This window comes from Microbacterium sp. Y356 (genome assembly GCF_059445355.1).
This window is the reverse complement of record NZ_JCAIUE010000001.1, coordinates 486139-500324: the sequence shown is the minus strand read 5'-3', so window position 1 is coordinate 500324 and position 14186 is coordinate 486139. Positions and strand designations below refer to the sequence as shown.

The window sequence follows — 14186 nt, the reverse complement described above, 5'->3', positions numbered from 1 at the left end:
TTTTGTGTCGCGTTCTCGTTGCGGGGACAGGATTTGAACCTGCGACCTCCGGGTTATGAGCCCGGCGAGCTACCGAACTGCTCCACCCCGCGGCACGTTTAATAGTTTACGTGCTGTTTAGGTTCAAATCCAATCGCCGCCGGATGGGCGTGTTGACGGCGTTCATCCCTGTGGTTGCAAGGGATCTGGCTCATCGCTCAGGCGGCGTCGCACGGTCTCACAGCCGATGGTCAGTTTTCGCAGTGGACACAGTGCGATGCGTGACATCTGCAGCAGTGAAGCAACACGAGGGGGCGCACGGTGGTTCCTTTCGGGCCGCTAGTTCATCTAGGACAGAAATTGACCTATTTCACTTTTATGGTTGCTGACAACCGCGAAACGCCCCGAAAGGAACCGAACATGTCCCCATCGCTGCAGAACTCCGCCCCGGACGGCTACACAACCGTCGCACCCTGGGTCACCACCGCCGATACCGGAGCATTCCTTGATTTCGTCACCCAAGTGCTCGACGGAGAAGAACTCGGGCGCGTGGCGACCGAGGGCGGGGCGATTGGCCACGGTGAGATTAGGATCGGCGACACCGTAGTGCTGGCTTTCGACCGAGCCCCAGAATGGCCCGTAATGCCAAGCCTCCTGCGCGTGTGGGTACCAAACGCGGATGCCGTCTTTGAGAAGGCGGTCGCTGCGGGCGCGAAGATCGTGACCGAGGTTGCCGACAGCGCTTTTGGTCAGCGCGGCGGACGGATCAAAGATCCGTTCGGCAACATCTGGTGGGTCATGACCCATATCGAGGACGTTCCGGAAGATGTGATGTGGGAGCGGCTGCAGGATCCGATGTACGCCGAGCAAATGCGCGTCGCGCAGGAGACCTTCGACGCAGAGATGACCGGGCGAGCCGAGGGTCGAAGCAGCGCACCCGTGCGCTGAGTCGACTGGGCCACTTCGCAGACTAAGAGGCCAAAGCAAAAGGCTCCTGATCGGGATAAATCCCTGATCAGGAGCCTTTCTCAAGTTGCGGGGACAGGATTTGAACCTGCGACCTCCGGGTTATGAGCCCGGCGAGCTACCGAACTGCTCCACCCCGCGTCACGTCTTATAGCTTAGTACGGATTTTGAGTGCCGGACGCCACGGGCAGCGATGCACGAAGATAGGGAGTATGTCCGAGCTCCTCGTCGCCGTGTGCCAGTTCCGTCCGACCGCTGTGCGGGAGGACAACCGCACGCGCATCACGGAACTCGTGGCGGATGCCGCGGGCAGGGGAGCGCGGCTGATCGTCTTCCCTGAGTACTCCAGCTACTTCGCCGATCCGATGGATGCTTCCTTTGCGGTCAACGCCGAGGTTCTGGACGGAGAATTCGTGAGGTCGTTGCAGGCGGCGGCATCCGCTAGTGACGTCACGATCATCGCCGGGCTTGTCGAAGCGGCGGGGGAGCGCGTGCGCAACACCTTGGTCGCCGTCGATGCCGCCGGGCTGCGTGCGACCTATCGCAAGCAGCACCTCTATGACGCATTTGGGCAGACCGAATCCGACTGGATCGAAGCCGGTGAGCTCGGCAACCCGCAGACGCTCGACGTCGATGGCCTGCGCATTGCGATGATGACCTGTTACGACCTGCGGTTCCCCGAAGTCGCACGCACACTCGTGGATGCCGGCGCCGAGGTCATCGTCGTGCCGGCCGAATGGGTGCGCGGTGCGCTCAAGGAACACCACTGGACGACACTGCTGGCCGCGCGCGCAATCGAAAACACCGTCTATGTCGTCGCCGCTGATCACCCGACCCCGATCGGCGTCGGACACTCACAGATCATCGATCCGCAGGGTGTCGTGATCGCAGGAGTCGGAACCGGCGAGGGCATCGCGATCGCGCAGATCACGCAGGAAGCGATCACCGGCGTACGCGAGGTTAACCCGGTACTGCGGCTGCGTCGCTATCGTGTCGTGCCGCGCTGACGCGCGGGCGCGGCAGGCTCTCGGGTGTCACACATGGCCGGTTCGCTGGGCTTGAGGCGACGATCTGCGACCCCTCAGCGGCGGCGGAGGGCTGGGCGCGCCCGGCGGGTGGCGCACATGGTCGCTTCGCTGCTCTGGGAGCGGCGATGTGCGACACCCGCCGGACGAGCTACCCCTCAGAACGAGGCCGCGGCGAGGCGTCGAGCGGCCTCTTCCAGCACTTCGACCTTCTTGCATGCCGCGAAGCGCACGAGCCCCGAGTAGTCGCCCTGGTGCTCGGGGCTGACGAACGCACTCATCGGGATCGCGACCACACCTGCCTTTTCCGGCAGCGCGCGGCAGAAGGCCGCCGCATCCGATCCTCCGAGCGCTGTGGCATCCGCAACCGTGAAGTATCCACCCTGTGGGGCGGATACTTCGAAGCCTGCGCTGCGGAGACCTTCTCCGAGAATCCCATGCTTGCGCGCGAGGGTAGCCGCGGCATCCGTGAAGAAAGCATCCGGCATCCGCAGACCAACGGCGATCGCCGGCTGGAACGCTGACCCGTTCACGTACGTGAGGTACTGCTTGACGGTCAGCACCGCGGTGATGAGGTCGGCAGGGCCGTGGATCCAACCGATCTTCCACCCCGTTGCCGAAAACGTCTTGCCGCCGGAGGAGATCGTCAGCGTGCGCTCTGCGGCGCCGGGCAGCGTTGCGAGCGGCACATGCGGAGCCGCGAAGGTGAGGTGTTCATAGACCTCATCCGTCACGATGATCGCGTCATGCTGGTGCGCCAGGCGAACGACTTCGGTCTTCACCTCTGGAGTGAACACCACACCCGTCGGGTTATGCGGGTCGTTGACGAGGATGATCCGAGTGCGATCAGTGACGGAGGCTGCGAGCACCTCGAGGTCCGGCTGAAAATCTCCTCGGCGCAGCGGAACGGTGCGCAGCCGCGCGCCGGCCAGTGCCACCGCGGCTGCGTACGAGTCGTAGTACGGCTCGAACACGACGACCTCGTCATCGGGCGAGTCGATCAGGGCCAACAACGTCGCGGTCAGCGCTTCGGTTGCGCCGGCCGTCACGATCACCTCGGTCGCTGGGTCTACTTCGAGACCGTAGAACCTGTGCTGGTGTTCACTGATCGCCGCGAGCAGGTCGGGATACCCGCGTCCGGGTGGATACTGGTTCATACCCTGCGATATCGCGGCACGAGCGGCGTCCAACACCTCGGCGGGACCATCCTCGTCAGGAAATCCCTGGCCAAGATTGATTGCACCGGTTCTCACCGCAGCCGCAGACATCTCTGCAAAGATGGTGGGCGCCACGACGCCCTCGGGTGAAAGAAGTCCGGCTCCAGCCGCGGTGCGCCGCCAGGCGCCGGGAATAGCACTCATGGAAACCAGGCTAAGGCCATAGTGGACACCCATCGTGACCATAACGAACACACAGCTACGACCGGCACTCTGAAAAGACGTTGTTGAAGGAGCAGACCATGAACGAAGACAACATTCCCAACGAGACCGCCGCGTCCGAGCAGCCTGCACCGCAGCTGCCGGTAAGCAGCGGTGCCGGCCACGAGATCCCTACCGCATTCACGTCGCCCAGCGCGCCGCAGTCGTCCCAGGCGCCGTCGGCACCGCAGGGCGCAGCCTTCGGCATCCCCTCGCCCGAGTACCAGTACGGCGCTGCACCCGGCGCGACAGTTCCGATCGCACCGGTCGAGACGAAGGCCAAGGAGAAGAAGCCCCTCGGCGCTGGCAAGCTCGCAGCGCTCATCGTGGCAGCTTCCCTGGTCGGCGGCGGCGCAGTGGGGCTGGGAACCAGCTATCTCGGTAACACCCTGTGGGCGCAGCCCACCGGCACCACGGCCAGCGGCCCCGACAACATCACGGTGAACAACCCCGGATCTGTCAACGAGACGACGGCGATCGCCACGAAGGTGTTGCCGTCAGTAGTCACGATCGAAGTCGCCGGCGACAGCGCATCGGGCAGCGGCTCGGGCGTCATCCTCAGCGAGGACGGCTACGTCGTCACCAACACGCACGTCGTCACCCTCGGCGGCGCCGCAGCGGACCCCGCGATCAGGGTCACCACTTCCGACGGCCACATCTACAACGCCACGATCGTCGGCACCGACCCGATCTACGATCTGGCTGTCATCCAGCTTGAGGATGCCGAAGGGCTGACGCCCATCGACATTGCGGACTCGTCCGACATCAACGTCGGCTCGACCGCTGTTGCTGTCGGAGCGCCGCTGGGCCTGTCGAACTCGGTCACCACCGGAATCGTCAGCGCGCTGAACCGCAGCATCCAGATTGCCTCGGCAGCACTGCCGGAATCTGCGGAGCAGGACGCCCCGGAAGACCAGGGTGACTCCGGCCAGGACAGCCCCTTCCAGTTCGACCTCCCCGGCACGAACACGCAGGGTGCGACCCAGAACATCTCGATCGCTGTGATCCAGACGGATGCCGCCATCAACCCAGGAAACTCCGGTGGTGCGCTGGTGGACAGCGAGGGCCACCTCATCGGCATCAACGTGGCCATCGCGACCGCAGGAAGCGCTGAGGAGTCCGGATCGATCGGCGTCGGGTTCGCAATTCCGTCGAACATCGCAAAGCGCGTCGCCAGTGAGATTATCGAGACCGGTGCGGCAACGCACGGCCTGCTCGGAGCAACGGTGCAGGATGCCGCCTCCATCGCGGATGCCGATGTTGCGGGTGCCGCCATTGTCAAGCCGTCACCTGACGGCGCGGCTGCCGAGGCGGGATTGAAGGCGGGTGACATCGTCACGAACTTCAATGGCTCTCCGATCAGCAGCGCTACTGACCTCACCGCTCAGGTGCGCGCCGCCGCAGCCGGAAGCGATGCGACCCTCACGTACGTTCGCGACGGCAAGTCGTTCGAGACTGATGTGACTCTCGGTGAACTCGAACTGTAAGTAGCACCGGGAGGTCGACGAAGGCCACCGGATTCTCAGAGAAGGACGCCACCCCGCGATAGGCTCGCGGGGTGGCGTCCTTCTCTTTTGGCTCCGGCAATGCCGCGAAGCTGCTGCGCATCCCGTTGTATGCCGTCGGACGCATAGGAACATTGCTTGTGCCGAGGGGCCGCCGCTGGGTGTTCGGATGCGGCGCCGGAATCGGCGATGGCGCACTTGCGCTCTGGCAGGTTACGACCTCTGAGGGCCACGAAGCCGTGTGGCTCACCTCAACCGATCGAGAGCAAGTGGATGCGGCGGCCCTTGGTATCTCGACGATCTCCAAGTCATCGCTGCGCGGCTGGTGGGCAACCGCACGGGCGGGAGTGCTCGTCGTCACGCACGGGCTCGGAGATGTGAACCGTTACGCCGTCTCTGGCGGCTTCGTCGTGCAACTGTGGCACGGGATCCCGCTCAAGCGAATCGGTCTTGATTCGCCTGCCACGACACAGGTGCCGAACATCCCAGGTGCGGCCCTGCTGCGCCGGTTCGTCGGACTGCTGTATCGAGGCGCTGCACAGCGGATTCGCGTGCTGCCAGCGGCATCCGATCGTTCACGCGGACGACTCGAGTCGGCCTTCGCGCTCGGAGACTCGCGGGTCATCGTCACCGGCGAACCGAGAGTCGACGTGCTGTCAGCCGGCACCGCACCAGAACGACGGGATGCGGCATCCGCTCTGCTCGCTGAGGTGACGCACACACTGCCGAAGGGTGCACGGAGGCTGCTCTACGCGCCTACCTGGCGCGACGGGGGAGACGACCCGGCAGTGCCGACCGCGTCAGAATGGGTACGGATAATCGCCCTGCTCGAAAAGCAGAACACCGTGCTGTTCGTGCGCTCGCACCCGCTCGGCGCTGGGGCATACCAACCGCCACTTCCAAGCGGGAGGGTGCGGATGCTGGGGTCTGATGTGCTCGCTGATGTCACGCCTGCGCTACCTGGGATCGACGCGCTGATCACCGACTACTCCTCGCTCGCATACGACGTGGGGCTGCTCGCCATGCCTGTGCTCTATCTTGCGCCCGATGCCGAGGACTACGCCCGCACCCGTGGGTTCTACGGGCGCTATGAAGATGTTGCAGGAACCGACGCCGCAACCGACTGGAGTGCGCTGCTCGATCAGCTGGAGCTGCTGCTGACCGACGAGCGCATATTCACGGAGCGCATGCAGCAGTCCACTACGCTCAGCGCACAGGTACATGCGTATCGCGACGGAAGAAATACTCGTCGTGTGTACCAGGCAATCCGCGCGCGGGGGATCCCCGCGCCGAAGGGAGCAAGATGACCACCGCCCGCATTGATGAGCAGACTGAGAGTCTGATCATCGCAGGCACGGGGCCGAAACCGGCCACGGCGACCCTTGACGGTGCCAGGGCACGCGTCACAGCGAAGCTCACCGGCGGTGGCAAGACGTGGAAGGCCACGTTCTCGCTTCGAATTTCTCGGTGGGGTGGGGAAGCGCTGCCGCTTCCCGCCGGCGAGTATGAGCTCCGGATCGATGGAATCGCCCTTGACGAGATCGCGGTCGGCCCGGAGATGCTGCCAGGGCTGCGGATTACTCAACAGGGTTCTCGCGTCGACATCGCGGCTCCGATCGATCCGATCTACCTGACAGGCGAGGGTCAGTCGACCTTGGAAGAGCGTTATGTCGCTCAGTCCGGAGGAGACGAGAACGCGGTGTTCTTCGAGAGCTTCTACGGGCAGAGCGTGGGATGCAACCCCCGCGCGATCGACCGAGAGCTCGCCACTCGTGCGCCGAGCGTCACGCGGTATTGGAGCGTCGTCGACCTGTCTGTCCCCGTACCGGAGGGTGCGATCGCAGTGGTCGAGGGAAGTCCTGAATGGTGGCATGCGCGCGGCGCAGCCCGACTGCTCGTCGTGAACGACTGGCTGCGGCGGCGGTTCGCCCGCAAGTCCGGACAGAAGGTGCTGCAGACGTGGCATGGCACGCCGCTCAAGCGGCTCGCACTGCATCGCCCCGGCTTCGCCCCGCGCCGGATGGCCGCTGTGGTGAAGGAGTCTCGCCGGTGGGACGTGCTACTCGCGCAGAACACCTACTCTGAGCGCATTCTCAAAAAGGCATATGCTTTCTTCGGAAAACCGATCTGGACCGACGGCTACCCCCGTAATGACATGCTTTCGACGCAGGACGGGGTCGCTACGCGCAAGGCGCTGGGCATCCGCGCCGACGAACGCGTGCTGCTGTATGCGCCGACCTGGCGTGATGACCGAACCGAGATCGTAGACTTCATCGATCTGCAGCGACTTGCCGAACAGGCGGATGCTGTGGTGCTGGTGCGGGGTCACTCCAGGACGCTGCGCCCAGGACGCGATCAGTCTGGTGCGCGCGTCATCGACGTCACCGGCTATCCGGAAACAGCACGACTGTTGCTGGCCGCGGACGCCCTCATCACGGACTATTCATCGGTGATGTTCGACTTCAGCGTGACGGGCAAGCCGATGTACTTCATGGTGCCTGACCTGGATCACTATCGAGGCGAGCTGCGCGGGTTCTACTTCGACCTTGCCGAGCGCGCACCAGGACCGTTGGTGCGGACGCAGGATCAGCTTGCCGATGCGCTGATGGACGACACGCTGCCTGGCTTCTTCGCCGAGCGTTATGCGGCCTGGCGAAAGCAGTTCAACACCCGCGATGATGGCCATGCCGCAGAACGTGTGGTGTCACGTCTGCTCGACCTCGGATTCGTCCGCGCGTAGCCGGGTCGAGGATTCCGGTCGCGCGGCGATCCGCGTGAGGTGTCGCAACACGCCGCTTCAGACGGATCGGAGCGACCATGTGCGACCCATGCGCGGGGCCGCCCGCACGTGAGGTGTCGCAACATGCCGCATCAGCGGGATCTGAGCGACCATGTGCGACCCCTCCGCGCGACGGCGGAGGCCGTCGGCTAGGGCAGGGGAGTGTTCTGCGTGCCGAGGCGCGAAGCATCGACGGTGTCGCGTGCACCCCGGAGTACTCCGACGATGAATCCGAGGCCCCAGGCGAGGTGCATGGTGGGGAGTACCGCGAGTGTCCAGATGCGCTCGCGCGGACTCCGGCCGCCGCCGGGCCGCAGCGCCATCGCCAGCACGAGCACGGCGTATGCCGCGAGCGGCAGGTACACGACGGATGCCACGATCGACGCCACTCCGGCGAGTACCCCTGTCAGCTGCAGCACGCCGACGATCAGAGCAAGCGCAACAATCAGCACCAGCGCGGGCGGCGCGAAGAACCGCACCCCGTTGCTGCGCCCGAATCGACGCACGAGCTCGCCGCGCCACGCACCGGTTGCGCGGAACTGCCGTGCCAGTCGCCACCAGCTCTCACGCGGCCAGTAGGTCACTGACAGCTGCGGATCGAGCCAGACCTTGTATCCCGCCTGCCGAATGCGCAGGTTGAGTTCCCAGTCCTCACCGCGGCGGATTGACTCGTCGAACAGACCGACTTCGTCAAGCACGGTCCGGCGCATGACGCCGAGGTAGGCAGACTCTGCTTCGCCCTCGTGAGTGGTGCCGTGGTAGGCCCCGCCGCCGAGGCCAACGGGGGAGTTGTAAGCGCGGGCCACGGACTTCTGGAACGGGGTGCGACCGTCCGCCCGCATCACGCCACCGACGTTCGCTGCTCCCGTGCGCTCAAGCGTGGCGAGTGCACGTTGCGCGTAGCCGGAGGAGAGTTCAGAGTGCGCATCCACTCGCACGATCGTCGGATACCTGCTCGCGCGGATGGCGGCGTTCAACCCGACGGGAATGTGCGCGGCGGCGTTGTCGACCAGCCGGATGCGCTCATCGCCCGCGGCGAGATGCTCTGCGAGTTCGGTCGTGCCATCGGTTGAGGGTCCGAGCGCGAGGACGAGCTCTGCAGGGCCGTCCAGCTCTTGCCCCAGCACCGATGCGACAGCATGTTCGAGGTAGGCACGCTCGTTCAATACCGGCATGACAAACGACACACCTTCCAAAGGCGTTGTCGAATCGTTCTCTACCACCCCCCGATCATGTCACGGAGAACGGGTGCCGCTTGCGTAGTCTTGACACGTGGGTGCTGTAAGAGATGTCAAGAAGTCCTTCCGTCTCCTGCGAAGGGCGCTGCGGTCACGGATGGCCGTTCAGCGCGTTCGTCGAACCCTCCAGTCTCAGCCGCCGCATCCAACTCGTCATTACAAGATCGCCGTCTACTTCGCTGATGGTGCGGTCAACATGTACCAGATGCGCCAGTGGTACCGCCCGCTCGCCGAACTCGCCAAGAAATGGCCGGTCGTCGTGCTCGCGCGCAACGCCGGTGGCGCCGAGAAACTGCTCGTCGAAGACTCACCCCCGGTGGCTTTCGTGCCGACGGTGCGTGATCTTGAGCGCTTCATCCGCAAGCAAGACATCCGCATCGTGCTCTACGTGAATCAGAACACGCGCAATTTCCAGATGTTCCGCTACGGCAGGCGTTGGCACGTGTTCATCAATCACGGCGAGTCCGACAAGATGTACATGACCACGAACCAGTACAAGGCGTATGACTATGCGCTGGTAGCAGGGCAAGCAGCCCGTGATCGTCTGGCACGCACGCTGTGGGACTTCGACCTCGATCAACGCACCATCGAGATCGGGCGTCCTCAGGCAGACCACTTCTCGGGCACGCTGCCGTATACGCCGGACGAGCGCACCGTCGTGCTCTACGCCCCCACATGGGAGGGGGATCGCCCGAGCGCCCACTACGGATCAATTGCCACTCACGGCGAGAAGCTCGTGAACGCACTGCTTGCGACCGGCTCGCACCGCGTGATCTACCGACCTCACCCGCGCAGCGGAGTGGTCGACGAAGCCTACGGGGCAGCGCATCGTCGCATCATCGCTGCGATCGCCGCGGCCAATGCCGCCGACCTCGGCGCGCAGCACGTGCATGATGACGGGCCAGAACTCGGCTGGCAGCTCGCTGCGGCAGACGTCGCCATCGTCGACATTTCGGCCATGGTCTACGACCGCCTCGCCACGGGCAAGCCGCTCATGATCACGCGTCCGGTAGACCCACGAGCATCGATCGATACCGGCGGATACCTCTCCGATTGCGAGTGGCTGACAGTGGATGCTGCGGCAGACATCGTCGCCGAAGTTGAGCGAGTGCGTGCAGACGACGACGCCATCGTAAAGCTGCGCATTTGGGTGCAGCACTACTTCGGTGACACAGCGCCCGGGGTGGCGACCGCGAAGTTCCACGCCGCAATTGAGCAGCTCATGGCGAAGTGGGATGAATGGCAGCAGGCCGAGATCGGCGCTGTTCCCACTGATGAAGACGATGACGACGAAGAAGCGAAGGAAGAGTAACGCGGCGCCTGACCAACGTCGCACCTCACCCGATAGTCGTCTCAGCTTTGACGGAGGGCAAGCTCCTACCCTGGTCTGATGGGCTTTCTTTCAGACGGCCGTGACGCTTTTCGTATGTTGCATCGCGCACTGGTTTCGCGTTCTGCAACACAACGTGTGCGTCGACGGCTGGATATCCACGAGCCGGGCGCGTTCCAGATCGCGATCTATTTTGCTGACACCGACGTGAACATGTACCAGATACGTCAGTGGTACAAACCGCTGTCAGATCTGGCGAAGCGCTGGCCGATCGTCGTCCTCGCTCGTTCCTCGGTTGGTGCGGAAGCGCTCCTTGACGATGGCGTGCTGCCGGTGGCGTTCGTGCCGACCGTCCGCAACCTCGACCGCTTCATCGCCAAACAGGACATCAGGGTCGTCTTCTATGTGAATCAGAACACCCGCAACTTTCAGATGTTCCGCTACGGCCGGCGTTGGCATGTGTTCATCAACCACGGTGAATCCGACAAGGTCTACATGGCGAGTAACCAGTTCAAGGCGTATGACTTCGCGCTAATCGCTGGCCAGGCGGCACACGATCGACTCTCGCGCACACAGTGGGACTACGACGTCGACCGCAGAACGTTTTCAATCGGACGCCCGCAGGCAGATCACTATCTGGCAGCGACCCCGTATCCGTCTGATGAGCGGGAAGTCGTTCTGTATGCGCCCACGTGGGAAGGCGACCGCGCTTCGATGAGCTACGGGTCGGTGATCACCCACGGGGAGCGAATCGTCAAGGAGTTGCTGCTGACCGGGCGGCACCGCGTGATCTATCGACCGCATCCGCGCAGTGGTGTCAACGACGGTTCATACGGCGCTGCGAACAGGCGGATCATCGATGCGATCGCTCGCGCCAATGCCTCTGATCCGTCCGCGTGCCATGTTTACGATGACGGCCCGGAGATCGGCTGGCAGCTTGCGGCAGCGGATGTAGCCATCTTGGACATCTCTGCGATGATTTATGACCGGCTCGCAACAGGCAAACCGTTGATGGTTACTCGTCCCGTCGACTCGCGCGCAACAGTGGACACCAGCGGCTATCTCGCCAACTGCGAATGGCTCACCACCGACGCCGATGTCGTCGCTGAAGTGGAGCGTGTGCGCGCCGATGACGTCACCATCACCCGCCTGCGCACGTGGGCGCAGCACTATTTCGGCGACACCACGCCGGGAGTTGCCACCGCGAAATTTCACTCTGCTGTCGAACAACTCATGACGTATTGGGATGAGTGGCATTACGCGGAGGTCGGTGCACCTAAAGTGGCAGCCATGAGCTTTCCGCGTGCCGCCGCCCTCGCCTCGAGACTCGAGGTCGTAGCCGAATCCACGTCGACGAACGCCGACTTGCGCGCACATACCGGAGACGCCGAAGGCTGGCCGCACCTGGCCGTGCTCCTCACCGCGAATCAGACCGCGGGTCGGGGGCGACTTGATCGTTCCTGGATCGCGCCGGCCGGTGCTTCGCTGGCGATTTCAGTGCTGTTGCGCAAGCTCCCGGCTCATGCGGAGGCCTTCGGCTGGATTCCGCTGGCGGCGGGCGTCGCCATGGCGGATGCGGTGGCCACACAACTCGTCGGCCATGAGGTCGGCGTCAAATGGCCGAACGATGTATTGGTGGACGGGAAGAAGATCTGCGGCATCCTCGCAGAGTCGAGCGGCGACGCCGTCGTGCTGGGGGCGGGGGTGAACACTGCGATGACCACGGAACAGTTGCCTGTTCCCACCGCCACTTCTTTTGCGGTGCTCGGTGCGGTTGTCGATGAGGATCGACTTGTTGCCGACTACCTTCGCAGCCTCAATGAGACGCTGACGGCGCTCGCCGCCGCGGGCGACGCCGACGCCAGCGGATTGCTTCGCGCGGCGTCGGAGCGCTGCCTGACGATTCATCGAGAGGTGGATGTGACGTTGCCGGACGGATCAACGCTGCACGGGAGCGCAACTCGACTCGAGACAGATGGTCGACTCGCCGTGGACGTCGACGGCATCGAGCACCTCATCGCGGCCGGTGACGTCGTGCACGCACGTTTGAGCTGAGCGCTCCGGATTAGACACGCCGCAGCGCGGCCGAGGATGTCTGAGGTCGCAGGCACAATGGAGGAATGACACAGCCAGTGACTCTCGGAGGTCGGCCGATGATGCCGCCGCCGGGCGCGCAAGCCGAAGAGCTGCTCATCGCGCGCTTTCGCGGTCATGCCCGTCGATTGTTCTGGTCGGCCGCCCTGTTGATTGTCATATCGGGCGTCGGCGCGTACTTCTACGACAATCTTCCGGCCGGGTATGAGAACTGGATGCTGATCTCCGCCGGTGCTGTGCTGTTCATCGTCGGCGTGCTCATCCCGTACCTGGTCTGGGTCTCTCGCAGCTATACGGTGACCACGCGAAGAGTGATCGTGAACCACGGCATAGGTGCGCGGCAACGGAGCGAGATATCGCATGTGCGCGGGTACACGATCGGTGTGCGACGTGGCCTGCTGCAGCGGCTGTGGGGCGTGGGTACCATCACGCTGTCCAATGGGGTCGAAGCCCCGCTGCGCCTGGCTAACGTGCCGAACGTCACCCTTGTGCATGAAGCGCTTGCTGATCAGATCGAGGTCAACCAGATCCTCGCGCACCGCGATGCGCAGGCGATGTCCGATCCAGACGCCGCGCGGTGATCGGCGCCCGGGCAACCGGGTGCGGTGTTCAGCTTCTCGCGGTATGCGGGAGAATGGACGCAACGAACGGAGAACTCAATGGCGTTGCGTGTGGGCGTGATCGGCGGCGGACAGCTGGCTCGGATGATGATCGCTCCGGCGATTGAACTCGGCCTTGATATTCGAGTGCTCGCTGAGGGCGAGGGAATGTCGGCACAGCTGGCGGCCACGGCTGTGGGGGACTATCGCGACCTGGACACCGTCCGTGCCTTTGCTCGAGACGTCGATGTCATCACGTTCGACCATGAGCACGTGCCGCAGGCCGTCCTTCGGGCGCTCGTCGATGAGGGCGTTGCAGTGCACCCTGGCCCGGATGCTCTGCAGTTTGCACAGGACAAGCTCGTCATGCGGGCCCGGCTCACGGAGCTCGGTGTGCCGCAGCCGGACTGGGCGGCAGTCGCCGGTGTCGATGAGCTGCAGGCATTCCTCGACGATCACGGTGGAAAGGGCGTCGTGAAGACCCCGCGCGGTGGCTACGACGGCAAGGGCGTGCGCGTTGTGCGAAGTGCAGAGGAAGCAGCGGACTGGTTCGCCGACCTCGGGGGCGATTCGCTCCTCGTCGAAGAGTTGGTCTCATTCACCCGTGAGCTTGCACAGCAGATCGCGCGTCGCCCCAGCGGACAAATGGTCGCGTACCCGGTTGTGGAGACTGTGCAGCGCGACGGCGTCTGCGCAGAGGTTTTCGCCCCAGCGCCCGGTGCCGGCGAGCGTCTGTCTCAGGTTGCAGAGGCCATTGGCCGACAGATTGCAGAGGGCCTCGGCGTCACCGGAATGCTGGCGGTCGAGCTGTTCGAGACGGACGATGAGCGCATCCTCGTGAACGAACTGGCGATGCGCCCGCACAACAGCGGCCACTGGAGTCAGGATGGCGCCGTCACCGGACAGTTCGAGCAGCACCTGCGCGCGGTCACAGACCTTCCGCTGGGTGATGCATCGTTGCGGGCGTCGTGGAGCGTGATGGTGAATATCCTGGGCGGGCCTTCTGAAGGCACGTTCGAGGATCGCTTTGACGCGGCAATGGCCGAGCATCCTGACGCGAAGATCCACACCTACGGCAAAGCTGCTCGCCCCGGTCGCAAGGTGGGGCACGTGAATGTCGCGGGTGCTGACCTCGACGATGTCGTCTACACGGCGCGTGCCGCGGCCGCTCACTTCGCTTAATCACCCCACTCGCACCCAGCGGAGGGCGCGTTGTTCAGGGAACATGAGGGGATCAGAGATTAGCCTGGGGA

11 protein-coding genes and 2 tRNA genes are annotated in these 14186 nt (G+C 64.1%); 9 read left to right on the top strand and 4 right to left on the bottom strand.

From position 1 onward, the window contains the following. Positions 1-18: 18 nt before the first annotated feature. Positions 19-92: transfer RNA gene (locus tag AC1C2Q_RS02485), tRNA-Met, on the bottom strand. A gap of 307 nt (positions 93-399) precedes the next feature. Between AC1C2Q_RS02485 and AC1C2Q_RS02480 the strand changes: the two genes are divergently transcribed. Next, complete coding sequence (locus tag AC1C2Q_RS02480) at positions 400-927, top strand: VOC family protein (RefSeq protein WP_495448868.1); 528 nt, start codon at positions 400-402, stop codon at positions 925-927. A gap of 85 nt (positions 928-1012) precedes the next feature. Here AC1C2Q_RS02480 and AC1C2Q_RS02475 read toward each other — a convergent pair. Continuing rightward, positions 1013-1086: transfer RNA gene (locus tag AC1C2Q_RS02475), tRNA-Met, on the bottom strand. 71 nt (positions 1087-1157) lie between these two features. On the opposite strand from AC1C2Q_RS02475, the gene AC1C2Q_RS02470 reads away from it, so the two are divergent. Further along, on the top strand, positions 1158-1952 hold the full coding sequence (locus AC1C2Q_RS02470; RefSeq protein WP_495448867.1) for a carbon-nitrogen hydrolase family protein: 795 nt from the start codon (positions 1158-1160) through the stop codon (positions 1950-1952). 176 nt (positions 1953-2128) lie between these two features. Here AC1C2Q_RS02470 and AC1C2Q_RS02465 read toward each other — a convergent pair whose 3' ends face one another. Further along, positions 2129-3331: an aminotransferase class I/II-fold pyridoxal phosphate-dependent enzyme gene (locus AC1C2Q_RS02465; protein WP_495448866.1), complete on the bottom strand. Its 1203-nt coding sequence runs from the start codon at positions 3329-3331 to the stop codon at positions 2129-2131. 98 nt (positions 3332-3429) lie between these two features. On the opposite strand from AC1C2Q_RS02465, the gene AC1C2Q_RS02460 reads away from it, so the two are divergent. The 3 genes from AC1C2Q_RS02460 to AC1C2Q_RS02450 all read left to right on the top strand — a co-directional run bounded on the left by AC1C2Q_RS02460 (position 3430) and on the right by AC1C2Q_RS02450 (position 7633). Next, complete coding sequence (locus AC1C2Q_RS02460; protein WP_495448865.1) at positions 3430-4875, top strand: S1C family serine protease; 1446 nt, start codon at positions 3430-3432, stop codon at positions 4873-4875. A gap of 71 nt (positions 4876-4946) precedes the next feature. Then, positions 4947-6200, top strand: coding sequence for a CDP-glycerol glycerophosphotransferase family protein (locus AC1C2Q_RS02455; protein ID WP_495448864.1), 1254 nt, complete (start codon positions 4947-4949; stop codon positions 6198-6200). Next, entirely contained in the window at positions 6197-7633 is a 1437-nt protein-coding gene (locus tag AC1C2Q_RS02450; protein WP_495448863.1) for a CDP-glycerol glycerophosphotransferase family protein, read from the top strand. The genes AC1C2Q_RS02455 and AC1C2Q_RS02450 overlap by 4 nt, the downstream gene beginning before the upstream one ends. Before the next feature lie 188 nt (positions 7634-7821). Here AC1C2Q_RS02450 and AC1C2Q_RS02445 read toward each other — a convergent pair whose 3' ends face one another. Next, the gene (locus tag AC1C2Q_RS02445) at positions 7822-8895 is read right to left on the bottom strand and encodes a glycosyltransferase family 2 protein (protein WP_495448862.1); all 1074 of its coding nucleotides are present in this window, start codon (positions 8893-8895) and stop codon (positions 7822-7824) included. A 49-nt stretch (positions 8896-8944) separates the two neighbouring features. Here AC1C2Q_RS02445 and AC1C2Q_RS02440 point away from each other — a divergent pair, with 49 nt between their 5' ends. From AC1C2Q_RS02440 to AC1C2Q_RS02425, 4 genes are all read left to right on the top strand, one after another. Beyond that, complete coding sequence (locus tag AC1C2Q_RS02440; protein WP_495448861.1) at positions 8945-10222, top strand: CDP-glycerol glycerophosphotransferase family protein; 1278 nt, start codon at positions 8945-8947, stop codon at positions 10220-10222. 78 nt (positions 10223-10300) lie between these two features. Continuing rightward, complete coding sequence (locus tag AC1C2Q_RS02435; protein ID WP_495448860.1) at positions 10301-12295, top strand: biotin--[acetyl-CoA-carboxylase] ligase; 1995 nt, start codon at positions 10301-10303, stop codon at positions 12293-12295. A gap of 65 nt (positions 12296-12360) precedes the next feature. Beyond that, the gene (locus AC1C2Q_RS02430) at positions 12361-12915 is read left to right on the top strand and encodes a PH domain-containing protein (protein ID WP_495429469.1); all 555 of its coding nucleotides are present in this window, start codon (positions 12361-12363) and stop codon (positions 12913-12915) included. A 78-nt stretch (positions 12916-12993) separates the two neighbouring features. Continuing rightward, on the top strand, positions 12994-14115 hold the full coding sequence (locus AC1C2Q_RS02425) for a 5-(carboxyamino)imidazole ribonucleotide synthase (protein WP_495429468.1): 1122 nt from the start codon (positions 12994-12996) through the stop codon (positions 14113-14115). Positions 14116-14186: the final 71 nt, after the last annotated feature.

What these genes read in the sequence shown, in the direction of transcription:
- AC1C2Q_RS02480 (WP_495448868.1), top strand. Translation starts at nt 400, where the DNA reads ATGTCCCCATCGCTGCAGAACTCCGCCCCGGACGGCTACACAACCGTC.
- AC1C2Q_RS02470 (WP_495448867.1), top strand. Translation starts at nt 1,158, where the DNA reads ATGTCCGAGCTCCTCGTCGCCGTGTGCCAGTTCCGTCCGACCGCTGTG.
- AC1C2Q_RS02465 (WP_495448866.1), bottom strand. Translation starts at nt 3,331, where the DNA reads ATGAGTGCTATTCCCGGCGCCTGGCGGCGCACCGCGGCTGGAGCCGGA.
- AC1C2Q_RS02460 (WP_495448865.1), top strand. Translation starts at nt 3,430, where the DNA reads ATGAACGAAGACAACATTCCCAACGAGACCGCCGCGTCCGAGCAGCCT.
- AC1C2Q_RS02450 (WP_495448863.1), top strand. Translation starts at nt 6,197, where the DNA reads ATGACCACCGCCCGCATTGATGAGCAGACTGAGAGTCTGATCATCGCA.
- AC1C2Q_RS02435 (WP_495448860.1), top strand. Translation starts at nt 10,301, where the DNA reads ATGGGCTTTCTTTCAGACGGCCGTGACGCTTTTCGTATGTTGCATCGC.
- AC1C2Q_RS02430 (WP_495429469.1), top strand. Translation starts at nt 12,361, where the DNA reads ATGACACAGCCAGTGACTCTCGGAGGTCGGCCGATGATGCCGCCGCCG.
- AC1C2Q_RS02425 (WP_495429468.1), top strand. Translation starts at nt 12,994, where the DNA reads ATGGCGTTGCGTGTGGGCGTGATCGGCGGCGGACAGCTGGCTCGGATG.